Here is a 23,917-nt window from a genome sequence, read left to right as displayed (position 1 = left end):
GCCGCACCACAGGGTGCTCCGCTGGTGGCGGATCCGCGGGGAGCAGAGGCCGTACGGTGAGCGGGTGATGCGCCCGACGAGGGTCGTGCTGGACGTCGACACCGGGATCGACGACGCCCTCGCGCTGCTGTACGCCGTCGCCAGCCCGTTGCTCGACCTGCGCGGGGTGAGCACCGTCGCGGGCAACGTGCCGGTGGAGGTGGCCGCCCGGAACTCGAGGGCGGTGCTGGCCGTCGCGGGCGCGGCCGACGTCCCCGTCGCCACCGGCGCGGCAACGACCACTGCCGGGACGGGCCCGCGGGCCGGCCCGACGAACCACGGGACCGACGGGCTCGGCGGAGTGGCGGTGCCCTGGCCCGACGACTCCCCGGTCCTCGACCTCTCAGCACTGGATGTCGACGGGCCCTTCACGCTCGTCGGACTGGCGCCGATGACGAACCTGCCGACCCTGGCGGCCTCGTCCACCGACGTCGTCCTGGTCGGTGGCGAGCTGGTGGTCGAGGAACCGCCCGAGCTGAACGCCGGGCACGACCCGGCCGCCACCGCCCGGGTCCTGGCCTCGGGCCGGCCGACGACGCTCTACGTCGTCGACGTCTTCGAGCAGGTCTCGGTGGCGCCGGCCGACGTCGACCGGCTCCGCGCCTCGGACCGGCCGGCCGCCCGGCTCGCAGGGGACCTGCTGGCGGTGCGGAGGTCGCACCTGATCGGTGACGCGGGCGCTCTGGTCCTCCTCACCCACCCCGAGCTCTTCACGGTCGAGCCCCGCCTGGTCGGCCTCGCGGGCGGACACCTCACCGAGGTCCCGGACGGGCAGCGGGTCGACGTCGTGGTGGCGGTCGACGCCGAGGCGGTGGCCCGCACCTACGTGCAGGTGCTGCTCCGGGCCTAGCGGTCGAGCAGCGGCCGGGCGGGGTCCCAGGTGGTGCCGTCGCGCTCATCGCGGCGCTTGCGGGCGATCGCGGAGAGGGCCTCGAGGACGACCCGGTTGGCGAGCGCCGCGGTGATGTCGGCGTGGTCGTAGGGCGGGCTGACCTCGACCACGTCGATCCCGACGACGGGCAGCTCGAGGCAGATCCGGCGTACGGAGTCGAGGAGCTCGCGGGCGGAGAGGCCGCCGGGCTCCGGCGTGCCGGTCCCCGGCGCGTGCCCGGGGTCGCACACGTCGATGTCGACGGAGAGGAAGACGCCCTCGCACTCGTCGGTGGCGATGCCGAACGCCTCGGTCAGGCACTCGGACAGACCCCGGTGGACGATCTCGGTCATCTCGTAGGACCGCATGTTCTCGGCGGCCATCCAGTCGAGCGTCTCGGGTCCGGGCCAGTAGCCGCGCAGGCCGACCTGGAGGAACCGGTCGCCGCGCAGCGCGCCCGACTCGATCAGCCGCCGCATCGGCTGGCCGTGGCCCCACAGCGAGCCGAACTCGATGTCGCCGGTGTCGGCGTGGGCGTCGAAGTGGATCATCGACACCCGCCCGTGGCCGAGCACGTTGGCCACGCCCTTGGCGTCCGGGTAGGCGATGGAGTGGTCGCCGCCGAGCACGACGGGGATGGCGCCGGCGCGCGCCACCTTCTCCACCGCGGCCTCGAGCCGGCCCAGGGTGGTCTCGATGTCGCCCGGAGGCAGCTCGACGTCGCCGGCGTCGAGGACCTTGAGGTCCTGCAGCGCGTCGGTGCGCAGCGCGAGCGAGGGCCGCGAGCCGTCATGGGGCAGGTAGTCGGTCATCCGGATGGCCTGCGGGCCGAAGCGGGTGCCCGGCCGGTGCGACGTGCCGCCGTCGAACGGCGCACCGACGACGACCACGTCCGCATCGGCGTACGTCGACGCGTCGTCGAGGTCGCACCGGGGCACGCCCAGGAAGGTGAAGTCGGGGCCGAACTGAGCGCCGTAGCGAGCCATGGCCCGACTCTAGGGGTCGATCGGCCCGTGGACCGTGGTCGAACGGCGCTGGCCCGCGGGGCGGTGGCGCTCCGAGACTGGAGGAGCGCCGCCGATCGCACCAGGAGAACGCCATGGACCGTCTGACTCCCCTGTCCGAAGCCTTCCTCGGAGCCGAGGACGTCGACCCGCGGGCGTCGCTCGCCATCGGCTCGCTGTGCATCTTCGAGGGTCCGGCGCCCGCCTTCGAGGAGTTCCTCGAGATGGTGGCCGGCCGCCTGCCCCTGGTCCCGCGCTACCGCCAGAAGCTGCGCCTCGCCCCGTTCGGACTGGCCGCGCCGGCGTGGGTCGACGACCCCGACTTCGACCTCCGCTGGCACGTCCGCAACACCGCCCTGCCGGCGCCGGGCGGACCGGAGGAGATCGGGCGCCTGATGAGCCGGGTGATGTCGCGGCGGATGAATCGTGACCGACCGTTGTGGGAGTACTGGTTCTGCGAGGGCCTGCCGGGCGGGCGATGGGCGGTGCTGTCCAAGCTGCACCACAGCCTCGTCGACGGTGTGTCCGGGACCGACCTCTACCGGTTGGTGCTCGACCCGACACCGACACCACGGCCGGCCGAGCCCGATACCTGGACGCCCGCGGCCGCTCCGTCGACCGTGGCCGTGACGGCGCGGGCGGCCTGGGAGCTGGCGGCGACGCCGGTGGCCACTGCCCGCACGGTCGTCGGCGCCCTCGCCGCGCCACGACGGCTCGCGCGCACCACGTCCGAGACGGTGAGCGGGCTGCTCACCATGGCCTCGGCCCTGCGCCCGGTGCGGGCCACATCCCTGACGGGTCCTCTGGAGGGGAGCCGTCGGTACACGTGGACGGAGGTCTCCTTCGAGGACGTGCGGGCCGTGCGGCAGCGTTGCGACGTCACCGTGAACGACATCGCGCTGGCGGTGGTGAGCGGAGGCTTCCGGCAGCTGCTGCTGTCACGCGGTGAGGAGCCCGACGCGCACACCATTCGCTCCCTGGTCCCCGTCTCGACGCGCGAGCCCGGCTCGGAGACGATCCCCGACAACCGCGTGTCGCTGATGCTGCCCTACCTGCCGGTCGACCTGGCCGACCCTGTCGAGCGACTGCACGCGGTGCGCGAGCGGATCCGCGGCCTGCGGGAGCACCACGAGCCCGAGGCCGGCGGCAGCGTCACGTCCGCTGCCGGGCTGGCGCCCTTCGCGCCGGTCTCGTGGGGCATCCGCGCGGGGCTGCGGCTCCCGCAGCGCCACGTCGCCACGGTGACCACCAACGTCCCCGGACCACGCACCGCGTTGTACGCCCTGGGCCGTGAGGCGTTGCAGATGTTGCCGTACGTCCCCATCGCCGACCGCGTCCGGATCGGGGTGGCGATCTTCTCCTACCGCGACACCCTCACCTTCGGGATCACCGGCGACTACGACACCGCACCCGACCTGCAGGTGCTCGCCGACGGCATCGCCACCTCGATGGCGGAGCTGGTGTCGGCCACCAGCCCCCCGGCTCCCCGGACCGCCCGCCGGTGAGGTCGGCGTCAAGAACGGTGCGAGCGGATCGCTCGACGCGGACCCCGCCTCTTGCGAAGGTGTGCACACGCACCGACGGCAGGGAGACCCCATGAGCGACGACACCTTCTGGCGCGACGCCGAGCAGCACCTCATCCGCTACGGAGGTGGGTTCACGCCGCGCATCATCGACCGCGCCGCCGGCTCCTACGTGTACGACGAGCAGGGTCGCGCGATCCTCGACTTCACCTCCGGCCAGATGAGCGCCGTGCTGGGCCACTCCCACCCCGAGGTCGTGCGGACGGTGACGGAGTCGATCGCGACGCTCGACCACCTCTACTCCGGGATGCTCAGCCGTCCGGTCGTCGAGCTCGCCCGCCGGCTCGCGACCAGCCTGCCCCCGCCGCTGAGCCGGATGCAGCTGCTGAGCACCGGCGGCGAGGCCAACGAGGCGGCGATCAAGATGGCCAAGCTGTCGACCGGTCGCTACGAGGTGGTCGCCCTCGACCGCTCGTGGCACGGCATGACCACCGGGGCGGCCGGGGCGACCTTCTCCGCCGGACGCCACGGCTACGGGCCGCCGCCGGTCGGCAACCTCACGCTGCCCGCGCCCGACGCGTACCGCTCACCCTTCCGCCACCCCGACGGCAGCCACGACTGGGAGACCGAGCTCGACTACGGCTTCGCGACCCTCGACCGGCAGTCCTCCGGCAGCCTCGCCGCCTGCCTGGTCGAACCGATCCTGTCCTCCGGCGGCATCCTCGAGCTGCCGGAGGGCTACCTCGCGCGACTGCACGAGCGCTGCCGCGAGCGCGGCATGCTGCTCGTCGTCGACGAGGCGCAGACCGGCCTCGGCCGCACCGGCACGATGTACGCCGTGGAGCGCGACGGCGTCGTGCCCGACATCATCACGCTCTCCAAGACCCTCGGCGCCGGCCTCCCGGTCGCGGTCGTGGTCACCAGCGCGGAGATCGAGGAGCGATGCCACGAGCGCGGCCACCTCTTCTTCACCACCCACTCGTCCGACCCGCTCGCCGCGGCCGTGGCCCTGACCGTGCTCGACGTCGTCGAGCGCGACGGGCTCGCGGATCGCGCCCGCATCCTGGGGAAGGTGCTGGGCGAGCGGCTGCTCGACCTCCGCGACCGCTACGACGTGGTCGGCGACGTCCGCGGTCGCGGCCTGCTGCAGGGCGTCGAGCTGGTCACCGACAAGGAGTCGAAGACCCCCGCCGACGAGCTCGGCCGTGCGGTCACCGCGGCTGCGCTCGACCTCGGCCTGCACATCAACATCGTGCAGCTGCCCGGGCTCGGCGGCGTGATCCGGATGGCCCCGCCCCTGACCATCGCCGAGGACGAGCTCCACCTCGGTGTCGACCTGCTGGAGCAGGCGATCGCGGGCACGCTGAAGGACTGAGCCCGCCGGTTGGACCGGCGAACGGCAGCGAAATTACGGATGCGGTGACACCGCTGCGGGTGCATCCTGATGGGTGCGGAGGCGCAACGTCGGGAGGTTGCGCCGCAGCGGGAGGGGCACGTCATGGGGGAGATCGAAGGCTCGCGAAGCAGGATCACGAGACGGCGTCGGGACTGGACGGCCAGGGACTTCGTGGTCACGGCACTGGCCGCCTCGGTCGTGCTCGCCGCGTCCACATGCGGCGATCCGACGGACCCGGACCAGCCCGTGGCCCGGGCCACTGACCCGTCGACGAGCGAACCCACGGCAAGCCACAGCTCGACCACGACGCCATCTGCGTCGACCACCGATCCGACATCGCCTTCTGGGTCGCCCTCAGGCACGACCCGTCCCTCCGGCACGAGCACGCCCGACCCGGCGAAGTCGCCCACCACCCCGCCGTCGACGGACCCGACCGCGAGTCCGAGCGAGAGCCCGACCACCAGCCCGTCCGAGAGCCCGACCAAGAGTCCGACCAAGAGTCCGACCAAGTCGCCCAGCAGCACACCCACACGGACACCGACGTCGTCGTCCAGCCCGACCAGCACTCCCACGACAACGGCACCACGCAGCCTGTCGTGGATCCCCTTCGGGCCCTCGTCGCCAGACACCCCGGTCGCTCCCATGCGTGTCTACGCCCGACTCCAAGGTGATTGTGTGCGGGCGATCGACGAGGCGCGCATCGAGAATATGCAGGGCAACGAAGCCTCCTTCTACGAGTCCGCTGCACTCGCGTGCGCCGCTCTGCGCCAGTCGGACATCGACCTCTGGCGTCGAGCTACCGAGGGCTGGTTCGGCGGGGGCCGCGACTTCGCCGGCAGCGGGTGCACGATTGCGGCCGTGCGGGAGACGATGCAGTCGATCATGGGCAGCTCTCCGGCGCCCGACTCCCTTCCCAACATCGTCCTGGGAGGGTCCGCACCGGGCTATGCCTGCAGGCCGACCGACTTCACGCTGACACCGCGCTCGGGCACCCCTGAGACGGTCGTGACCCTCAGCTGGTCGAACGCGCCGTGGATGCACTACAGCGGCGAGCTCTGGTTCGGGACGGAGGCGTTCGGGCTGTCCAGCAACCGCAGCGAGTCCGTGTCACAGCTAGCGCCTGAACAACCCCCCGGCACCGCGCCCACCGTCCCGGTCGTCCTGAAGTACGACGACGGTTCCCAGATCGACCTGGGCACCTTCACCTACGAGTAGCCTCCATGCGCCGGCCACGAGTCAGCCCAGCCACTGGGTTTCCCGCCCGCCGGCTGGCGTCCTCGGGCGGAAGGCATCCCGCCCAGGCGACGGACACCGACCCCGACGGCGTCCCGATCAGTGGTGCGCTGCGTGCGCTGGCCGTCGTCGGCCCCCCGGTCACCGTCGCGACCGCTCTTCTCTTCTACTTCGGCTGGGCGCTGTCGGCCGAGCAGTCCAGAGCCATGGGAGTCGACGAGAGCATCTTCGCGATGTCGACGCGCGACTACGTCCTGCGCAGCCTCTCTGCCCTCTTCGTCCCTCTGATCGTCGGGTCAGCCGTGCTGCTGCTGTGGGTGGTGCTCCACGGTCTCCTGCTCGGCCAGCTCGACGACGAGACGCGTCGTCGCGGCGTACGACGTGCCGGGAACGTGCTGGCATGGACAGCGTGGTGGGCAGTTCCGTGCATCGGCCTGGTGCTCGGCCTGCTCGGACCTCGATGGCGCGAGCTGGTGATCCCCCTGTCACTCGCCGTCGGCTTCCTCCTCACCGAGTACGGCGTACGCGTGCGTGCTGTCGCCGACGACGCGGACGGCCAGGAGCACGACGCCCGGCCTCCCTGGGTGGGAAACCTGCGCGGCGTGCTGGTCGGCGTCCTGGTCACGGCCGCTCTCTTCTGGGAGGTGGCCAACTTCGCCGAGGTGGTCGGCCGAGGGAAGGCCGAGCTGGTCCTCGCGTCCAGCAACAGCTATCCCCTCGTCGCCATCTACTCCCAGCGCGACCTCCAGATCGACGTTCCGGGTGTCACGACGGAGGTACTGCCCGGGGAGGATGCGGGCTTCCGGTTCCGCTACACCGGTCTCCACCTGCTGCAGCGCACCGGCGGCCGCTACTTCTTGGTGCCCGAGGACTGGTCGCCGTCCAGCGCTCCGTTGGTCGTGCTGCGCGACGAGGAGTCCATCCGACTCGAATTCACCGGATCCTCTTCGCGCTGACGGTCGCGTTCCCTACCAGTCGCCCAGCGCGGCGAACCGCTCGCCGATGAGGCGGTGGGTGGCGGAGTCGGGGTGGAGGTTGTCGGGCAGCGGCAGCCGCTCGGCGTCGGCGGGGCCGTAGAGCGCGAGCCCGTCGACGTACGTCAGGTGCGGGTCGTCGCGACGCTCGACGACCTCGGCGAGCACCTCGCGGACGACCTCGAGGCTGACCGCGCCGCGCGCGACCGCCGCGGGGTCGCCCTCGGCGACGAACGCGACCCGGCCATCGGCCATCCCCGACATGTCGACGCCTGTCGGCCCCGGCACGGACTCGTGCATCCCGCAGAAGATCGGCGAGACCAGGCGGATCGGCGTCTCCGGGTGGCCGTCGCGGATGGTGTCGAGGTAGCCGTGCACGGCCGGACCCAGCGCACGGCGGCGCAACAGGTCCTGGTTGACGACGTTGATGCCGAGCTTGAGGCTGATCAGGTCGGCCGGGGTGTCCCGGATGGTGCGCGCGACGAACGGGTCGAGCAGCGCACTCCCGCCCAGGCCGAGGTTGACCAGGTCGAGGCCCGCCAGGCGGGCGGCGACGACGGGCCAGGTCTCGGTGGGGTACGTCGCCACGGACCCGTGGCTGATCGAGCTGCCGTGGTGCACCCAGCGCAGCCTGGCGCCCGGGAGCGGCGCGACCGGGGCGTCGGCCCGCAGGTCGACGACCTCGGTCTGCTCGTCGTGGGGCAGCCAGACCTCGACGTCCTTCTCGCCGGCCGGCAGCCCGATCACGAGCGTGGTCGGATCACCGGGCTCGAAGGTGTTGGCGCCGGTCATCATGTCGACCAGCAGCACGTTGCCGCCGGGCGCGGTCAGCCGCTCGACGAGATCGCCGTCGACCAGCACGTCGTAGGTGCCGTCCGGGCGTGCGGGAGCACCGGCGTACACCCGCTTGGTGGGCAGCACGTCGAGCTCGAGCCGGGTCGCGGTGGTCCGCAGCGCCAGCCGTACGCCGGCGGGCTGGGCCTCGACGAGGTGGAGCTGCGGGTCGTCGGTCTGCGCCCGCGCCCAGGCCGGCAGCCGGCGGGGCAGCAGGCCGCGGTCGGTGCGCTCGAGCTCGAGGGCGCCACGGACGAGCGCGCGAAGGTCGGTCATGAAGTCTCCCAGGATCGGATGAGGGTGTCGAGGCCGTCGAGCACGCGCTCCCAGGTCTCGTCGGAGGTCGGGACAGCGGTGCCGTGGCCGAACGCACCGGCGGCGTCGAGCGCGGCATAGCCGTGGAACGTCGCGCCGAGCAGGCGCACGGCGTGAGTCTCGTCCGAGGCGTCGAGCCGGTAGCCCCGGAGCACGGCCCGGGTGAGCTCGGCGTGGCGCGGACCGGCGCTGCGGAGGGCCGTGTCGGAGTCGAGCGGGAGCCGGGTGGCGGCGTAGCGGCCGGGGTGGCGACGGGCGTAGGTCCGCCACACCCGGCCCAGCGCGGCCAGCGCGTCGCGGCCGCTCACGCCGGCCAGCGCCTCGGCGGCGAGATCAGCGGTCTCCTCCAGCGCGAGCAGCGCGACGCGGGTGCGTACGTCGGCGGGGTTGCGGACATGCGTGTAGAGGCTCGGCACCGCGACGCCGAAGGACGCCGCCAGCGCGGTGAGCGTGACCGCGTCCAGGCCGACCTCGTCGGCGAGGTCGGCGGCGGCCCGCGTCACGCGGTCGCTGGTCAGTCCGGCGCGAGGCACGGCTACCTCCTTGATCGATGTGGGTAGAACCTTAAGTCATTAGGTTTGCCGGGCCCAATCCGGCGAGGGTTCCGCTCGACCAGCCCAGGGTGGCGGCGCCGGTCCGTCATCCGGACCCGACCTCATGCGTGCGCCTCCGTATGACGGGTCGCTGGCCGACCAGACCACCTTGACTTTAGTTCGAGTCTCGTACTTAATTGTGACGTGGCTCTCGTGCTCGGCATCGACTCCTCCACCCAGTCGACCAAGGCGCTGCTGGTGGATGCCGCCGACGGGACCGTGGTCGACGAGCGCACCGCACCCCACCCGCCCGGCACCGAGGTCGACCCGACGGCCTGGCTCGACGCCGTCGACGCAGTGACCGAGGGCCTCCTCGAGCGCGCCGACGCGGTCTCGGTCGGCGGCCAGCAGCACGGCATGGTGGCGCTCGACGACAGCGGCGCGCCGGTCCGCGACGCGCTGCTGTGGAACGACACCCGGTCGGCCGGGGCGGCCCGCGACCTGATCGAGGAGATGGGCGGCCCGCAGGCCTGCGCCGACGCGGTCGGCAGCGTCCTGGTCGCGTCGTTCACCTCGGCCAAGCTGCGCTGGCTGCGCGACCACGAGCCCGAGCGGGCCGCGCGGGTGGCGAGCGTGCGGCTGCCCCACGACCACGTCTCGCACCACCTGGCGGAGCCCGGCACCGAGCCCTTCACCGACCGGGGCGACGCCTCCGGCACGGGCTACTTCGCGACCCGCGAGGGCGCGTGGCGCCACGACCTCCTCGAGCTGGCCCTCGGCCACGACGCGGACCTCCCCCGCATCGTCGCCCCCGGCACCGCGGCCGGCCGGACCGCGACCGGCGCACTGCTCGCCGGCGGCACCGGCGACAACATGGGTGCCGCCCTCGGCATGGCGCTCCAGCCCGGCGACGTCCTCGTCTCGGTCGGCACCTCGGGCGTCGCCTCGGCGGTCAGCACGACGGCGGTCGCAGACGGCACCGGCGTGGTGACCGGCTTCGCCGACGCCAGCGGCGGCTTCCTGCCGATGGTCACCACGATGAACGCCGCCGGCATCCTCGACCTCCAGGCCCGCTGGCTCGGCGTCGACCACGACGAGCTGGCCGCGCTGGCCCTCCAGTCTGCGCCCGGGGCCGGCGGCGTCACCCTCTCCCCCTACTACGGCGGCGAGCGCAGCCCCAACCGCCCCGACGCCGTCGGCACCTGGACCGGGCTCACCCCCGCCACCACCCGTGCGGACCTCGCGCGAGCGGCGTACGAGGCACTGCTCTGCTCGCTCGCCGATGCCGTCGACCGGCTCGTGGCGGCCACCGGCGAGCAGCCCCGGCGCCTGCTCATGGTCGGCGGTGCGACGCGCAGCGCGGCCCTGCGCGAGCTCGCCCCGGCGGTCCTCGGCGCGCCCGTCACCCTGCCGCCCCCGTCGGAGTACGTCGCCTTGGGCGCGGCCCGGCAGGCGGCGTGGGCCCTCGCCGGCACGAGCGAGCCCCCGCAGTGGCCGGCCCCGCAGACGACGGTCCTCGAGGCCGACCCCACCCCCCACGTGCGCGAGGCCTACGCGGGCCTCCGCGACCGCACCGACACCTGGACCCCGTAAGGAAGGCATCGCCATGAGCACCGACATCCCCACCCCCACCCCCGAGGACAAGTTCTCCTTCGGTCTCTGGACCGTCGGCTGGCAGGGCGTCGACCCGTTCGGCAGCGCGACCAGGCCGCCGATGGACACCGTCCACTCCCTCGAGAAGCTCGCCGAGCTCGGCGCCTACGGCGTGAACTTCCACGACGACGACGTGATCCCGTTCGGCAGCGACGACGCCACCCGCGACCAGATCATCGACCGCTTCAGGAAGGGCCTCGCCGACACCGGCCTCGTGGTCACCACCGCGACCACGAACCTCTTCAGCCACCCGGTCTTCAAGGCGGGCGGCTTCACCAACAACAACCGCGACATCCGCCGCTTCGCGATCCGCAAGGTGATGCGCAACATCGACCTGGCCGCCGAGCTCGGTGCCAAGGTCTACGTCGCGTGGGGCGGCCGCGAGGGTGCCGAGTACGGCGCCTCGCAGGACACCCGCATCGCGCTCGACCGGATGAAGGAGGCCTTCGACGTCCTCGGCGAGTACGTCGTGGACCAGGGCTATGACCTCCGCTTCGCCATCGAGCCCAAGCCCAACGAGCCGCGCGGCGACATCCTGCTCCCGACCATCGGGCACGCGCTGGCCTTCATCAACCAGCTCGAGCGCCCCGAGCTCGTCGGCGTGAACCCCGAGATCGGGCACGAGGAGATGGCCGGCATGAACGCCGCCGCCGGCTACGCGCAGGCGCTGTGGCAGGGCAAGCTCTTCCACATCGACCTCAACGGCCAGAACGGACCGAAGTACGACCAGGACCTCCGCTTCGGCGCCGGCAACGTCCGCGGCGCGTTCTGGGTGGTCGACACCCTCCTCGCCGGTGGGTACGACGGCCCGGTCCACTTCGACTACAAGCCCGCCCGCATCGAGGACGAGGACGGCGTGTGGGTCAGCGCCGCGGCGAACATGCGCAACTACCTCATCCTCCGCGAGAAGGTGAAGGCGTTCCGCGCCGACCCGGAGGTGCAGGCCGCGCTCGAGGCGGCGCGGCTCCCGGAGCTGGCCCAGCCGACGCTCGGCGACGGCGAGGGCTGGCAGCAGCTCCTCGAGTGGCAGCTGCCGGACCCCGAGGCGCTCGCCGCCCTCGGTGCAGCGACCGAGCACCTCGACCAGCTGGCGCTCGAGCACCTCTACGGCGTCCGCTGACCACAGCTCCGACCGATCCCGTGACCAGCCAGGCGCGCCCGACCACCGGCACCGAGGGCCTGCGTCGGCAGAACACCGCCGTCGTCCTGCGGGCCCTCCGTCAGGAGGGTCCGTCGACCCGGGCGGAGCTGGCCAAGCAGACCGGCCTGGCCAAGGCCACGATCAGCGTGATCGTCGCCGACCTCGAGGCAGCCGGCGCGGTCACCGAGAAAGGCTCGCGCCCGGGCGTCCGCGGACGCCCGGGCCGGCCGGTCGTGCTGCGCGCCGACCGCTTCGTGTCGCTCGGCCTGGAGCTCAACGTCGACTACGTCTCCGCCGTGGTGCTCGACCTGGCCGGGCAGGCGCTCTTCAGCGAGAGCCGGCCGGCCGGCGACGGTGCCCTCACCGACCTCGCCCGCGACGCCGTCACGGCGCACGCCGGCGAGGGGCAGACCGTCGTCGGCACGACGCTCGCCGTGCCGGCACTGGTCCGTGGTGACAACCGGACGGTGGCGTGGGCGCCCAACCTCGCGATCGAGGGCGACGGCCTGGCGGCCGCGCTCGGCGAGCTCGTGCCGGGCGGCGTGCAGGTGAGCAACGACGCCAACTGCGCGGCGTACGCCGAGTCGCACCACGGCGCCGCGGTCGGGGTGGCCCACGCGCTCTACCTCACCGGCACCGTCGGCATCGGTGCGGGCATCGTGCAGGACGGCGAGCTCGTGCGCGGCGCCTCCGGCTTCGCGGGCGAGGTCGGCCACATGCCGGTCGGCGACTCCGCCGCCCTGTGCGGCTGCGGGCGCCGCGGGTGCTGGGAGGCGTCGGTCGGCCTGCACGCGATGCTGGCCGCGGTCGGGATGCCCGAGCTGGACACCCCGCTGCTCACCGCAGAGGCGGTGGCCTCGCGCGCAGCCGACGACCCGGCCGTCCGCGAAGGGCTCGAGCGGGTCGGCCGCGACCTCGGGCTGGGCCTCGCGATGCTCAGCAGCGTGCTCGACCCCGGCGTCGTGGTGCTCGGTGGCTACTTCGTGCCGCTGGGGGACCTGGTGCTCGAGCCGGCCCGCCGCACGCTCGACGAGCGGTTGGCGTCCGCGGCCCAGGTGCGGCCGGAGCTGCGGCTGAGCACGCTCGGCATCCAGGCGGCCGCGCTCGGCGCGGCCGAGCAGTCGCTCGGCCCGGTCTTCGCCGGCGAGCTCGACCTCGGAGAGCCGGCGGTCCGGACCTCAGACCGCGAGGCGTGAGCCGACGTCGACCAGCGCGGACCCCAGCGCCGCGACCGGGTCGACGAAGAGGGGCTCGAGGGCGATCTCGGCCGCACCCAGCAGCGGTGAGTCGGAGTCCAGTCCCGGCAGGACGAGGGTGACCGACTCCAGCGGCGCGGGCAGCGCCCGGTCGGCGAGGCCGGCGTTCACCTCGGCGCGCACGAGCGGGTAGAGCGTGCGGAAGTAGCCGCCGAGCACGATGAGCCGCGGATTGAAGGTGTTGACGATGCTCGCCAGGCCGTGGCCGAGCGCAGTGCCGGTGGCCCGCAGCTCCGGCGTCGGCCTGGTGTAGCCCTCCAGCACCTCGTCGAGCTGGGCGACCTTGTCGGGCGGGCAGCTGATCGCCTCGGCGATCGCGTGGCCGCCGACCTCGGTCTCCCAGCAGCCGCGGTTGCCGCAGTGACACGGCCGCCCCTGGGGGTTGAAGCGCAGGTGGCCGACCTCGCCGGCGTAGCCCCCGGCGCCCTCGAGCCGCACCCCGCCGGTGATCACGCCGGCACCGACACCGACGTTGCCCGAGACGTAGATCAGGTCGTCCACGCCCACACCGGCGCCGCGGATGTGCTCGGCGAGCGCGCCGAGGTCGGCGTCGTTGGCCAGCGACACCGGGATGTCGAGCCCGAGCGCGGCGAGCACGATGCCGCCGAAGGAGACGTCGTGCCACTCCAGGTTGGGCGCCAGCCGGATCAACCCGTCGCTGCGGCGCACCAGGCCGGGGACGCTGATGCCGATGCCGACCAGCGGCGCCGCGGGCGGCGCGTCCTCGACCACCCGGCGGATCAGCGCCGCGACCGCAGCACCGACCTGCCAGGCCTCGCCGTCGCTGTGCACCGGCGCCTGGGCCCGCTCCAGCACCCGGCCGCCCAGCCCGACCCGGGCCACCACGGCCCGGTCGACCCCGAGGTCGACCGCGATCACGAAGGGCCCCTCGGCCGCGATCCGCACGCCGGCGGACGGGCGCCCGGCTCCTTGCCGGGGCCCACCCACGGGCGTGGCCCGCTCGGAGATCCCGAGCGACTCCAGCTCGCCGACCAGCCCCGCGATGGTGCTGCGGTTGAGCCCCATCAGGCTGGTCAGCTCGGCGCGGGAGATCTGGCCGGCGCCGTGCACGTGCCGCAGCAACGTGCCGAGGTTGTGGCGCCGGACGGCCTCCTGGTTGGTCCCGAGGCCCGCGCGCCGCTGCGGGCTCATGCTCGTCGCCCTAGACGCCGGCCGAGGAACGACGACGACGCGAGATGGCATCCACGCTCGCGGCCAGCAGCAGGACGCCGCCGGTGACGAGGAAGTTGATGTAGCTCGCCTGGTTGAGCAGGCCGAGGCCGTTGGGGATCGTCGCGATCACCAGGCCGCCGATCACCGCGTCGATCGCCCGACCGCGACCACCGAAGAGGCTGGTGCCGCCGATGACCGCGGCGCCGACGGCGTAGAGCAGCACGTTGCCGCCACCCGAGCCGGGCGAGACCTTGCCGACGTACGACGCCAGCAGCAGGCCGCTGATCGCCGCCATCGAGGAGCAGATCATGAAGGCCGCGATCCGGATGCGCTGCACGTTGATGCCGGCGCGTCGGGCGGCCTCGGCGTTGCCGCCGACGGCGTAGAGGTGCCGGCCGAACCGCGTGCGGGTCAGGACGAAGGTCCAGAACAGCAGCAGGGCGACGACCACCGGCAGCACCCACGGGATGCCGCTGATGTTGAACAGGTTGGGGTTGGGCGCGCGGTTGGCGCTGAGCAGGGCCGTGACGCCGAGGACGATCCCACCGAGCACGACGATCTGGATGACGACCAGGCCGAGCGGCTTGTGGACCAGGCCCTTGGCCGACAGCGTGCGGTAGTTCCAGAGCGACACCGCGGCGAAGGCGGCCACGATCAGCACTGCGGCGATCCAGCCGGCGGTGACCGGGACGTTCTTGATCGACAACCCGCGCAGCACCTCGTCGTTGAAGCGCAGCGAGCCGCCGGCACCGATGAGCTTCAGCGGCACGGCCTGCAGCGCGAGGAAGAAGGCGAGCGTGACGACGAAGGACGGGATGCCGAGGTAGGAGACCAACGCGCCGATGGCCAACCCGATGAGGGCGCCGACCGCGATGCCGGCGAGGGTCGCCGCCCACCACGGCCAGTCGTGGTCGATCATCATCAGCGCGATGATCGTGGCGGCGGCGCCACCGGCCACGCCGGCGGACAGGTCGATCTCGCCCAGCAGCAGGACGAAGACGATGCCCATCGCCATCACGCAGATGGAGCCGGCCTGCACGACCAGGTTGGCCATGTTGTACGTCGTCAGGAACCGGTCGTGCAGCGCGGTGAAGACGATGAACAGGAAGATCAGGCCGAGGATGGCGGGCAGCGAGCCCATGTCGCCGCCACGCAGGCGGTTGAGGTAGTCGCGCGCCGAGTCGCCGATCGAGGCGGCCTGGCGGTTGTCGTTGTCGAAGCCGCTGGACGGCTGGGCCGCGGGAGCGGACTGGGTGTCGTTGTCGACGGACATGTCAGTCTCCTTCAGGCCGATGCGTTCGCGAGGTTCTCGGAGATCCCGAGGTCCCCGGAGCGTCCGGCGGTGATCAGCTCGACGACCTGGCTGTGGGAGACGTCCTTCGCGGGGACGTCGGCGGCCACCCGGCCGAGGTAGAGCGCGGTGATCCGGTCGGCCACCTCGAAGACGTCGCCCATGTTGTGGGAGATCAGCACGACGCCGAGGCCGTGGTCGGCGAGCCGGCGTACGAGGTCGAGCACCTGGCGTGTCTGCGCGACGCCGAGGGCGGCGGTCGGCTCGTCGAGGAGGACGACCTTGGAGTTCCAGAGCACGGCCTTGGCGATCGCCACGGTCTGGCGCTGGCCGCCGGAGAGGCTGGCGACGCTCTGGCGCACCGACTTTACGGTGCGCACCGAGAGGGACGAGAGGGTCTCGCGGGCGCGGGACTCCATGGTGACCTCGTCGAGGCCGAGGCCCTTGGTCTCCTCGCGGCCGAGGAACATGTTCTGGACGATGTCGAGGTTGTCGCAGAGCGCGAGGTCCTGGTAGACGATCTCGACGCCGAGGGCGGCCACGTCGCGCGGGCCGTGCACCTCGACCTTGTTGCCCTCGAAGAAGAAGTCACCGCTGTCGCGGCCGTAGATGCCGGCGATGATCTTGACGAGCGTCGACTTGCCGGCGCCGTTGTCGCCCACGAGGGCGGTGACCTGTCCGGGGTAGACGGCGAAGTCCACGTCGTGGAGGACGTGCACCACGCCGAAGCTCTTGTTGACGCCGCGCAGCTCGAGCAGCGGTTGAACCATGGGTCCCACTTCCGATCAGCAGAATTTGTTGTGCGAGAGGACGGGTACGACGCCCGGGCCGGGTGCTTCCGGCCCGGGCGTCGCGTTCCGTGGGGTCAGGCTTCCCCGATCAGGATCAGGAGATGCCGGCCTCGGCGCACAGGTCGGCGAACTTGCCGGCGCACACGTCCTCGGCCTTCTGGCCACCGTCGTCGATCACGTCACCCACGTTGTCCTTGGTGATGGACTGCGGGGTGAGCAGGATCGAGGGGACCTCGCTGTCGTCGGACGAGTCCACCGTGGTGCCGGTGGTCTCGGCCTCCTCGTTGTTGACCAGCGCGATCGCGGCCTCGGCCAGCGCACCGGCCTCCTGCGTGGCGGACTTGTAGACCGTCATGCACTGGGTGCCGGCGAGCACGTTCTGCAGGCCCTCGACCGTGGCGTCCTGGCCGGTGACCGGGACCTTGCCGGCCTGGCCGTTGCCCTCGAGGATGCTGATCGCGGCACCGCCGAGACCGTCGTTGGCCGCGAGCACGCCGTCGACCTTGCCGTCAGCCGCGGTGTAGAGCTGCTGGAAGATCGTGGCCGCCTCCTCGTTGTCCCAGTCCGGGACCGCCTGCTCGCCGACGACGGTGTAGTTGCTCATCCCGTCGAGCACGCTGTGCGCGCCCTCGGCGAACAGCGTCGCGTTGTTGTCGGTGGGCGAGCCGTTGAGGTAGACGATGTTGGCCTTCTTGTCGCCGAGGCAGTCCGCGAGGCCCTGGCCCTGCAGCTCGCCGACGACGGTGTTGTCGAAGGAGACGTAGTACTCGGCCGAGCCACCGAGGGTGAGGCGGTCGTAGTCGATGGTCGCGACGCCCTGCGACTTGGCCTTCTCCTGGATGGCCGCACCGGACTCGGAGTCGAGGTTGACGATCGCGAGGACCGTGACGCCGTTGCCGATCATCGTGTCGGCGATCTGCGTCATCTTCTCCGCGTCGCCCTCGGCGTTCTGGATGTCGTACTCCACGCCGGCCTCCTCGAAGGCGGCCTCGAGGGCCGGGCGGTCCGCGCTCTCCCAGCGCACCGAGGACTCGGTGTCGGGCAGGATCACGCCGATCTTGCCGGCGGTGTCCCCGCTGCCGCTGTCGCTGCCGCTGTCCCCGCCGGACCCGCTGTCGTCACTGCCGCACGCGGTCAGTGCCATGGCGGCGCCGAGCAGGGGGACGAGGACCAAACTGTGCTTCCGCTTCACACGAACCGCCTCCTAGCGATTTCGATCGCACGTCGGGCCACGGCTGATCGCCACGCCTACGCGCATATGTTGTTCGGGACAACATATGGAGTGATGGTGGTCACGTCCATACCGGATCGCAGCCGTGACCGGTTTGTTACCGAAGTGGCGGACACTCCCGCGTGGAAGACCCACGCGGCACTGGACCACTGGTCTGGTCGGGCCTACCCGATCGGGGAGAGGGCACCGCTCCACACGTGGCCGCCGTCCCCGGCGTCGCCCACCAGCAGCAGGTCCTTGCCGGCCGCCGCCACCAGCGAGTGGTCGCCGGCGGTCTGCGGCTCCAGCGGTACGCCGACCTGACGCCAGTCGCGACCCTCCCCGGTCTGCCAGAGCTGGTAGTGGTCGCCGGTGCTGACGGTGGCCAGGACACCGAGGCGCGTGCGCGCCAGCGACGCGACGTAGGGCGCGCCGCGCCACGAGTCCGCGATCGCACCGAACGGGATCGGGTCGCTCCAGCCGTCGTCGTCGCGCACCCAGGCGGCGAACCCGCCCTCGCTGCGCCCCACCGCGAGGACCCGTCCGTCGCCGAGCGCGACGACCCGGTGCACGTCCTGCACGCCGTCCGCCGCCGGCATCTCCTCGGGCGTCCACGTCAGGCCGTCGGGCGAGGTCCACGCGAGCGGGTCCTGGTCGAGGTGGCGGCCGGTGCGCGCGCCGGCCCCGACGAGCACCCACTCCTCGCCGGACCAGCCGGCACCCTGGGCCAGCGACTCCAGGTCGCCGTCGTCGGTCAGGCCGGGTTCCTGCTCGACCCGGGTGAACTCCCGCGGGTCGTCGGTGAACCACACGCCCGGCCCCGAGGTGCGGTTGCCGGTGATCAGCCAGCCCGTCGAGCCACCGGCGATGGGGCCGACGTTCGTCGCGGTCACGCCGCCGTACTGGATGAAGAGGGCGGGCACGTCGACGAGGCCGTCGCCGTCCTCGCGGAAGGTCGTGACCCGCGGGTTGCCGTGCGCGCCGCCGGACCGGGCGCCGACCACCGCGACCCGGTCGCGCGAGCAGGCCACGGAGTTGAGGATCGCGCGTCGTCCCCAGTACGTCGTGGTGTCGACGCCGACGGAGGTCCAGGTCGTGCGGTCGGGCGAGAACCACGCGGCGGGGCGGGTGTCGCGGGTCTCGCTCGGGTGGTCGAGCAACACCGCGCCGACGACCCACCAGCCGTCGCCGCACTGCACCGCGTCCCGCACGACCGAGCGTCCGGGCGCGCCGGCGGGGGCAGGGAGCGACTGCTCGGTCCACTCGACCGCGACGGTCCTTGGGTCCTCAGGGGAGTCCTCAGGCGGGTCCGGGGGCTCGGTGCAGCCGGCCAGCGCGAGCACGCCGACGAGGACCAGCAGCCCCACCGGTCGCAGCTCCACCCCTCGGAGTCTGCCGCACCGGGGTCCTACTCCGGGGCGACCCGGGACGGCAGGACCACGAGGAGGCCGGCGAGGACGACGACCGACACCACCGCGCCGCCGGCTGCGGCCGCGCGGTCGTAGACCATGTCGACCACCAGGAAGGCGATGCCGCCGAGCAGCACGCCGATCAGCGCCAGCGCGACCATGGTGAGCCGGTGCCCGGCCCGGACGAGCTCGGGCTTGGCGCCGTCCTGGAACACCCGGCGGTGGATCGCGACCGGCGACAGCATCACGCCCACGGTGCTCAACGCCAGCGCCAGCAGGCCGACGTACCAGGCACGCTGGAAGGCGTCGAGGTCCTCGAACCGCTCCTGGAACGGCAGCGTGACGAGGAAGCCGGCGAGCAGCTGCACGCCGGTCTGGCTGACCCGGAGCTCCTGCAGCAGCTCGTTCCAGTTGCGGTCGGCCCGCTCGTCCTCGGTCTCCTCGCGCGCCTCGTCGGGGTGTCTCTCGGGCATCCTCCGGACGCTACGCGCGACGCTTCGGGCCACACACGCCCTCACGGGTGAACCGCCCGGCACGGCGCGGTGGCACGGTGGTCGTCATGGCTGAGAAGCGGAAGGACCCGGGACCGTCCGTCAAGGACGCCGAGGTCTACGAGGCGCTGCGCGACGACGGCGCGAGCAAGGAGAAGGCCGCCCGCATCGCCAACGCGTCCGCCGCAGAGGGTCGCTCGAAGGTGGGCCACCGCGGCGGCGAGGCGCAGGACTACGAGGACCGCACCGTCGAGGAGCTGCGCGAGCGCGCGGCCGAGCTCGACATCGAGGGCCGCTCGTCCATGTCGAAGGACGAGCTGATCGACGCGCTGCGCAACCACTGACCGATCCACCGAGAAGAGGGGAACCGACATGGGTCTGGACGACAAGATGGACAACAAGGGCGACGAGCTCAAGGGCAAGGCCAAGGAGGCCACGGGCAAGGCCACCGACGACGAGCAGCTCGAGGCCGAGGGCAAGGGCGACCAGATGGGCGCCAACCTCAAGCAGGCCGGCGAGAAGGTCAAGGACGCCTTCAAGGGCTGACCGCCAGAGCAGTTCGGGGGACCAACGGCCGGGCCCGTCGTCACGCACGACGGGACCGGCCGTTTCTCGCGCCATCGCACCGGAGGAGGAGACGCCATGCTGCGGGTCGTCGTGGCGAGCAGCGCCGCAGTCCTGGCGCTCGCAGGATGCGCACCGACCGAGCCGTCGCCCGGCGACTGGCGCACCACCGCCGACCAGGCGCTCGAGGACACCGTCAGCGAGGTCGAGTCGGTGGCGCTGGTGCTCGACCTGCAGGCCCACGACCGCCTCCCCGGACGGGCCGCCCGCATCGCCGCGGTGGAGGCCGAGGAGTCGCTGGCGACGGCCGAGGAGAGCCTGACCACCCAGCAGCCGCCGGCCGGTGAGGCCGGGACGGACCGTCGGCTCGGCGACCTGCTCACGGAGGCGTCAGACCAGGTGCGGCAGGCCCGCATCGCGCTGACCGCCGGCGACGACGCGGCGTACGCCGACCTGCGCGGCCGGCTGCTCGACCTGTCCGACGAGCTCGACGCGGCGCGGGAGGACCTGCGGTGAAGCGCCTCTTCGCCGTCGCGCTCGGCATCCTCACCGCCATCGGCGGCTTCGTCGACATCGGGGACCTCGTCACCAACGCCCAGGTCGGCGCCCGGTTCGGCTGGTCGATCGCCCCGGCCGTGGTCATCGGCGTCGTCGGGATCTGCCTGTTCGCGGAGATGTCGGGCCGGGTGGCGGCGGTGAGCGGTCGCGCGACCTTCGACCTCGTCCGCGAGCGCCTCGGCCCCCGGGTGGGGCTGCTCAACCTGGTCGGCTCGATGGGCGTCACCTTCCTGACCTTCATCGCCGAGATCGGCGGGGTCGCGCTGTCACTGCAGCTCGTCAGCTCGGTCAACTACCTCCTCGTGGTGCCGTTCGTCGCGCTCGCGGTGTGGCTGCTGCTCTGGCGGGCGAAGTTCAGCGCCATCGAGAACGTGCTCGGCCTGCTCGGGCTCGCGCTCATCGTGTTCGCCGTGGCGCTCTGGCAGCTCGGTCCGGACTGGGGCGCGCTGACCCACCAGGCCCTCACCGCCGACAAGCCGGCCGACGAGGACTGGACGACCTGGGCCTACTACGCCGTCGCGCTCTTCGGCGCGGCGATGACGCCCTACGAGGTCTTCTTCTTCTCCTCCGGCGGCGTCGAGGAGCGGTGGACCTCGAAGGACCTCGCCACGATGCGCGCCAACGTCTTCATCGGCTTCCCGCTGGGCGGGCTGCTGTCGCTCGCGATCGCCGGCTGCGCCGCGGTCGTGCTGCAGCCGCACGGGATCATGGTCGACACCCTCGGCGAGACCGCCCTGCCGGTGGCGGAGGCGCTGGGCAAGATCGGCGTCGCGGTCGCCGTCCTCGGCTTCGTGGCCGCGACCTTCGGCGCCGCGTGCGAGACCGGCCTCTCGGTCGGCTACTCCCTCGCGCAGTACGTCGGCGAGCAGTGGGGCAAGTACGTCCGGCCGCAGGCCGCGGTCGCCTTCCACGTGGTGCTGGTGCTGTGCACCCTGGCGGCCGCGGCGGTGCTGCTCTCCGGGATCGACCCGATTGCGGTGACCGAGGCGTCGGTGGTGTTCTCCGCGGTCGCGCTGCCCCTGACCTACTTCCCGATCCTCGTCATCGCCAACGACCCCGACTACGTCGGGGAGCACGTCAACGGCCGGGTCGCCAACACGCTCGGGACGGTCTACCTCGTGCTCATCGTGGTCGCGGCGGTGGCCGCGATCCCGCTGATGGTCGTGACGGGGATGGGACAGTGAGCACGGCCATGCCCGGCGGGCGGCTCGGCGGCGAGCTCGACCTCGCCCTGCACCTCCTCGACCGCCAGGTGGCGGACGCCGAGGGCGCCCTGGTGGGCAAGGTCGACGACGTCGAGCTCAGCCGCTTCGACGACGGCGCCCTCGTGGTCTCGGGCCTGCTGCTCGGCGCCAACGCGCTCCTCCCCCGGATCTCGCGGCGGGCCCACGAGCTGTGGGTCGCCTCCGCCCCGCAGCGGCCCGGTCAGCACGTCCCGGACCGGATCGACCTCGCCCTCGTCGACCGGCTCGACAGCGGCGTGCGGCTGCGCACCCGCCGCGCCGGTGCTGCCCCGCCCGCTCCGGCCCTCGACCCCGGGCGGGCCAGGCTGACGGGGCTGCTCGGGGCGCCGGTGACCTACGAGGGCGCTCGCGACGGACGCGTCATCGACGTACGAGCACGGCCGGAGGGCGACCGCGGCCTCGTCGTCACCGAGCTCGTCGTCGGTCGCGGCGGACCGGGATCGATGCTCGGCTACGACCGCAAGCGCGACATGGGACCGTGGGCGATCGCCGCGCTCGTACGCCGCCTGCACCGCGGGTCCTGGGTCGTGGACGCCGGCCAGTGCGCGATCGACTGGACCGGGAGCGCGGTGGCTGCGCACGGTCCGCGCCGGCCGCTGTCCCGCGACCGCGAGGACGGCTGAGCTGCGCCTCAGCGCGGCAGGTCGAGGTGAGCCAGCGCCCGTAACCACACCCGGTCGGCGTCGCCGGCAGCGGAGGCTGCGCGGGGCGTGACCTCGTCGAGCAGCTCCCGGACGTGTGCCGGCGGGCGGGCTCCCGCCGACCGGGCGGTCGCCGTGATGACCCGGGCTGCGGCGAGCGCGACGGGGCGGTCGGTGCTGATGACCGCCTCGAAGGCGGGCTCCTCCCCGGGACGGCTCGGCACCTCCCACGCGGACACCACCGCGGCGAAGCCGGCGCTGATGCTCACCACGACCCACTCCCGCCGCAGGGGCGAGCCGTCCGGGAGCTGACAGCGCGCCGGCCGCCCGGCCGGGTCGGCCGGCAGGTCGTCGTCGAACTCGGCGACCACGGCGCACCACGACGCGGTCCGGGCCAGCTCGTCCCACCGGTGACGGGCATGGCCGAAGTGGTAGCCGCTCTGGAAGGCGCCGAGGACCACCGGGCGGTCGGCCCGCGCGAGCGACTCGTCCTCGACGGCGTACGACGCCGCGACGAGGGCGGGCCGGCCAAGGCGCTGCGGCCGGAGCCCGGGGAACTCGCGCACGAGGACGGCGTGCACCGACTCGGCAGGCCCCCCGTCGCCGCGGCGGGCGACGGAGTCGATGGCGAGCTGGAGCGGGACGCCGGTGTCGCGGACCTCCAGCACCTCGCGGACCCGGCGCACGTCGGCCTCGGTGAAGCGGCGGTGGCCCGCAGGCGAGCGCTCGCCCGCGGGGAAGCCGAACCGGTGCTCCCACGTCCGCAGCACGGCGGGCGTCAGCCCGGTCCGGGACGCGAGCACGCCGATGCTGAACCCCTCGCTCACCCCTGCCCCCACGTGGTTGCTCCTCCTGGTTGGCCGCGTACAGCCCTTGCCATTTGTGTCGAAGTAACTTATACAGGGTTGTAGAACTATTGGTCCACCACCCCAGGAGATCCCATGGTCAGCGTGATCCTCATCAGCTCCGTGGCGATCGTGGTCGCCATCGTCGGGTGCATCGTGATCTGGCGGATGGACGCCGCCCGCGCCGAGGAGATCGAGCACCGCTCCTGACCCCTGCTGGTCACCGGAGGGTGCCTCCTTCCGCCCTTCGGTGATCGGGGTTCGCCGGCATCGTCGGTGGCCGCTCATAGGGTGGCGCCCGTGACCCTGCACCTCCACACCGCCGAGCGGACCGACGCGCTCGCCGACGGCCTGTCCGAGCTGCTGGTCACCCCGCTCGCCGACCCCTTCGCCCGCGAGGTCGTGGTCGTCCCGGCACGCGGCGTCGAGCGCTGGCTGACCCAGCGGCTCTCGCACCGCCTCGGCGTCGGTCCGCGCGGTGGTGACGGCGTGTGCGCCGGCGTCGACTTCGTGACGCCCCACTCGCTCGTGTCCCTGCTGCTCGACCGCGACGCGGAGGACCCGTGGAGCCCCGACCGGCTGGCGTGGCCCCTCCTGGCCGTCGTCGACGAGTGCCTCGACGAGCCCGGCTTCGAGGACCTCAGCCGCCACCTCGGCCACGGCGACCCGACCGACGAGCGGAGCGCCCGCCGCTACGCCGTCGCCCGGCGCCTCGCCGGGCTGTTCGCCTCGTACGCCGTCCAGCGCCCGCAGCTCGTCCGCGACTGGCGGTCGGGCGCGGACACCGACGGCGCCGGGCAGCCGCTCGACCCCGACCTGCGCTGGCAGGCCGAGCAGTGGCGTCGGACGCTCCAAGAGGGGGACCGCACACGGCCCCCCGCGCGGCCCCCCCCCGCCCCCCTCCGGGGCCGGCAGGGCGGGGTCGGGC

The 23,917-nt window shown here is 72.9% G+C and carries 24 protein-coding genes; 14 read left to right on the top strand and 10 right to left on the bottom strand.

All coding sequences use genetic code 11. From position 1 onward, the window contains the following. The first annotated feature begins 67 nt into the window (after positions 1 to 67). On the top strand, positions 68 to 889 hold the full coding sequence (locus ACE3QY_RS01980; protein ID WP_374454912.1) for a nucleoside hydrolase: 822 nt from the start codon (positions 68 to 70) through the stop codon (positions 887 to 889). On the opposite strand, the gene speB is transcribed toward ACE3QY_RS01980, so the two are convergent. After that, the gene (gene speB / locus ACE3QY_RS01975; protein WP_374454327.1) at positions 886 to 1,896 is read right to left on the bottom strand and encodes an agmatinase; all 1,011 of its coding nucleotides are present in this window, start codon (positions 1,894 to 1,896) and stop codon (positions 886 to 888) included. The genes ACE3QY_RS01980 and speB overlap by 4 nt on opposite strands. A gap of 113 nt (positions 1,897 to 2,009) precedes the next feature. On the opposite strand from speB, the gene ACE3QY_RS01970 reads away from it, so the two are divergent. The 4 genes from ACE3QY_RS01970 (at position 2,010) to ACE3QY_RS01955 (ending at position 7,022) form a co-directional block, all read left to right on the top strand. Then, positions 2,010 to 3,419 (top strand): wax ester/triacylglycerol synthase family O-acyltransferase, encoded by a 1,410-nt coding sequence (locus ACE3QY_RS01970; protein ID WP_374454326.1) that lies wholly within the window; start codon positions 2,010 to 2,012, stop codon positions 3,417 to 3,419. Between the two features lie 91 nt (positions 3,420 to 3,510). Beyond that, positions 3,511 to 4,812 (top strand): aspartate aminotransferase family protein, encoded by a 1,302-nt coding sequence (locus ACE3QY_RS01965; protein ID WP_374454325.1) that lies wholly within the window; start codon positions 3,511 to 3,513, stop codon positions 4,810 to 4,812. Positions 4,813 to 5,508: 696 nt separating this feature from the next. Next, positions 5,509 to 6,048 carry a hypothetical protein gene (locus tag ACE3QY_RS01960; protein WP_374454324.1) on the top strand — a complete coding sequence of 180 codons (540 nt, stop codon included), beginning with the start codon at positions 5,509 to 5,511 and terminating at the stop codon, positions 6,046 to 6,048. Between the two features lie 5 nt (positions 6,049 to 6,053). Continuing rightward, positions 6,054 to 7,022, top strand: a complete 969-nt coding sequence (locus ACE3QY_RS01955) for a hypothetical protein (protein WP_374454323.1) — start codon at positions 6,054 to 6,056, stop codon at positions 7,020 to 7,022. A 12-nt stretch (positions 7,023 to 7,034) separates the two neighbouring features. Here ACE3QY_RS01955 and ACE3QY_RS01950 read toward each other — a convergent pair whose 3' ends face one another. Further along, complete coding sequence (locus ACE3QY_RS01950; protein WP_374454322.1) at positions 7,035 to 8,150, bottom strand: SGNH/GDSL hydrolase family protein; 1,116 nt, start codon at positions 8,148 to 8,150, stop codon at positions 7,035 to 7,037. Continuing rightward, positions 8,147 to 8,722 (bottom strand): TetR/AcrR family transcriptional regulator, encoded by a 576-nt coding sequence (locus ACE3QY_RS01945; RefSeq protein WP_374454321.1) that lies wholly within the window; start codon positions 8,720 to 8,722, stop codon positions 8,147 to 8,149. Before ACE3QY_RS01945 ends, ACE3QY_RS01950 begins: the two co-directional genes overlap by 4 nt. A gap of 204 nt (positions 8,723 to 8,926) precedes the next feature. On the opposite strand from ACE3QY_RS01945, the gene xylB reads away from it, so the two are divergent. From xylB to ACE3QY_RS01930, 3 genes are read left to right on the top strand one after another with little or no spacing between them, the layout of a single operon-like run. Beyond that, positions 8,927 to 10,315, top strand: coding sequence for a xylulokinase (gene xylB / locus ACE3QY_RS01940; protein WP_374454320.1), 1,389 nt, complete (start codon positions 8,927 to 8,929; stop codon positions 10,313 to 10,315). A 13-nt stretch (positions 10,316 to 10,328) separates the two neighbouring features. Next, a complete protein-coding gene (gene xylA / locus ACE3QY_RS01935; RefSeq protein WP_374454319.1) occupies positions 10,329 to 11,495 on the top strand; it encodes a xylose isomerase in 1,167 nt (388 codons plus the stop codon). A 20-nt stretch (positions 11,496 to 11,515) separates the two neighbouring features. After that, positions 11,516 to 12,712: an ROK family protein gene (locus ACE3QY_RS01930; RefSeq protein WP_374454318.1), complete on the top strand. Its 1,197-nt coding sequence runs from the start codon at positions 11,516 to 11,518 to the stop codon at positions 12,710 to 12,712. On the opposite strand, the gene ACE3QY_RS01925 is transcribed toward ACE3QY_RS01930, so the two are convergent. From ACE3QY_RS01925 to ACE3QY_RS01900, 6 genes are all read right to left on the bottom strand, one after another. Continuing rightward, positions 12,695 to 13,924, bottom strand: coding sequence for an ROK family protein (locus tag ACE3QY_RS01925; RefSeq protein WP_374454317.1), 1,230 nt, complete (start codon positions 13,922 to 13,924; stop codon positions 12,695 to 12,697). The genes ACE3QY_RS01930 and ACE3QY_RS01925 overlap by 18 nt on opposite strands. 10 nt (positions 13,925 to 13,934) lie before the next feature. Further along, positions 13,935 to 15,218: a sugar ABC transporter permease gene (locus ACE3QY_RS01920; protein ID WP_374454316.1), complete on the bottom strand. Its 1,284-nt coding sequence runs from the start codon at positions 15,216 to 15,218 to the stop codon at positions 13,935 to 13,937. An 11-nt stretch (positions 15,219 to 15,229) separates the two neighbouring features. Further along, positions 15,230 to 16,006, bottom strand: a complete 777-nt coding sequence (locus ACE3QY_RS01915) for an ATP-binding cassette domain-containing protein (RefSeq protein ID WP_374454315.1) — start codon at positions 16,004 to 16,006, stop codon at positions 15,230 to 15,232. Positions 16,007 to 16,121: 115 nt separating this feature from the next. Beyond that, positions 16,122 to 17,219 carry a sugar ABC transporter substrate-binding protein gene (locus ACE3QY_RS01910; RefSeq protein WP_374454314.1) on the bottom strand — a complete coding sequence of 366 codons (1,098 nt, stop codon included), beginning with the start codon at positions 17,217 to 17,219 and terminating at the stop codon, positions 16,122 to 16,124. A 203-nt stretch (positions 17,220 to 17,422) separates the two neighbouring features. Continuing rightward, on the bottom strand, positions 17,423 to 18,619 hold the full coding sequence (locus tag ACE3QY_RS01905) for a hypothetical protein (protein WP_374454313.1): 1,197 nt from the start codon (positions 18,617 to 18,619) through the stop codon (positions 17,423 to 17,425). 26 nt (positions 18,620 to 18,645) lie between these two features. Next, the gene (locus ACE3QY_RS01900) at positions 18,646 to 19,119 is read right to left on the bottom strand and encodes a DUF6328 family protein (protein WP_374454312.1); all 474 of its coding nucleotides are present in this window, start codon (positions 19,117 to 19,119) and stop codon (positions 18,646 to 18,648) included. An 86-nt stretch (positions 19,120 to 19,205) separates the two neighbouring features. On the opposite strand from ACE3QY_RS01900, the gene ACE3QY_RS01895 reads away from it, so the two are divergent. From ACE3QY_RS01895 to ACE3QY_RS01875, 5 genes are all read left to right on the top strand, one after another. After that, the gene (locus tag ACE3QY_RS01895; protein ID WP_374454311.1) at positions 19,206 to 19,481 is read left to right on the top strand and encodes a Rho termination factor N-terminal domain-containing protein; all 276 of its coding nucleotides are present in this window, start codon (positions 19,206 to 19,208) and stop codon (positions 19,479 to 19,481) included. A gap of 28 nt (positions 19,482 to 19,509) precedes the next feature. Continuing rightward, on the top strand, positions 19,510 to 19,683 hold the full coding sequence (locus tag ACE3QY_RS01890; RefSeq protein ID WP_374454310.1) for a CsbD family protein: 174 nt from the start codon (positions 19,510 to 19,512) through the stop codon (positions 19,681 to 19,683). Between the two features lie 96 nt (positions 19,684 to 19,779). Beyond that, the gene (locus ACE3QY_RS01885) at positions 19,780 to 20,217 is read left to right on the top strand and encodes a hypothetical protein (RefSeq protein WP_374454309.1); all 438 of its coding nucleotides are present in this window, start codon (positions 19,780 to 19,782) and stop codon (positions 20,215 to 20,217) included. After that, positions 20,214 to 21,443, top strand: a complete 1,230-nt coding sequence (locus ACE3QY_RS01880; RefSeq protein WP_374454308.1) for an NRAMP family divalent metal transporter — start codon at positions 20,214 to 20,216, stop codon at positions 21,441 to 21,443. The genes ACE3QY_RS01885 and ACE3QY_RS01880 overlap by 4 nt, the downstream gene beginning before the upstream one ends. After that, positions 21,440 to 22,126 (top strand): hypothetical protein, encoded by a 687-nt coding sequence (locus ACE3QY_RS01875; RefSeq protein WP_374454307.1) that lies wholly within the window; start codon positions 21,440 to 21,442, stop codon positions 22,124 to 22,126. The genes ACE3QY_RS01880 and ACE3QY_RS01875 overlap by 4 nt, the downstream gene beginning before the upstream one ends. A gap of 8 nt (positions 22,127 to 22,134) precedes the next feature. On the opposite strand, the gene ACE3QY_RS01870 is transcribed toward ACE3QY_RS01875, so the two are convergent. Further along, positions 22,135 to 22,983 carry a DICT sensory domain-containing protein gene (locus ACE3QY_RS01870; RefSeq protein ID WP_374454306.1) on the bottom strand — a complete coding sequence of 283 codons (849 nt, stop codon included), beginning with the start codon at positions 22,981 to 22,983 and terminating at the stop codon, positions 22,135 to 22,137. A 306-nt stretch (positions 22,984 to 23,289) separates the two neighbouring features. Here ACE3QY_RS01870 and ACE3QY_RS01865 point away from each other — a divergent pair. Continuing rightward, positions 23,290 to 23,917: exodeoxyribonuclease V subunit gamma (locus tag ACE3QY_RS01865; RefSeq protein ID WP_374454305.1), on the top strand; the 628-nt coding region annotated here is incomplete at its 3' end.

The sequence above is a fragment of the Nocardioides sp. genome (genome assembly GCF_041913365.1).
GTDB lineage: Bacteria > Actinomycetota > Actinomycetes > Propionibacteriales > Nocardioidaceae > Nocardioides.
The sequence above is the reverse complement of the archived record's forward strand: the minus strand, read 5'-3'. Positions and strand labels throughout refer to the sequence as shown.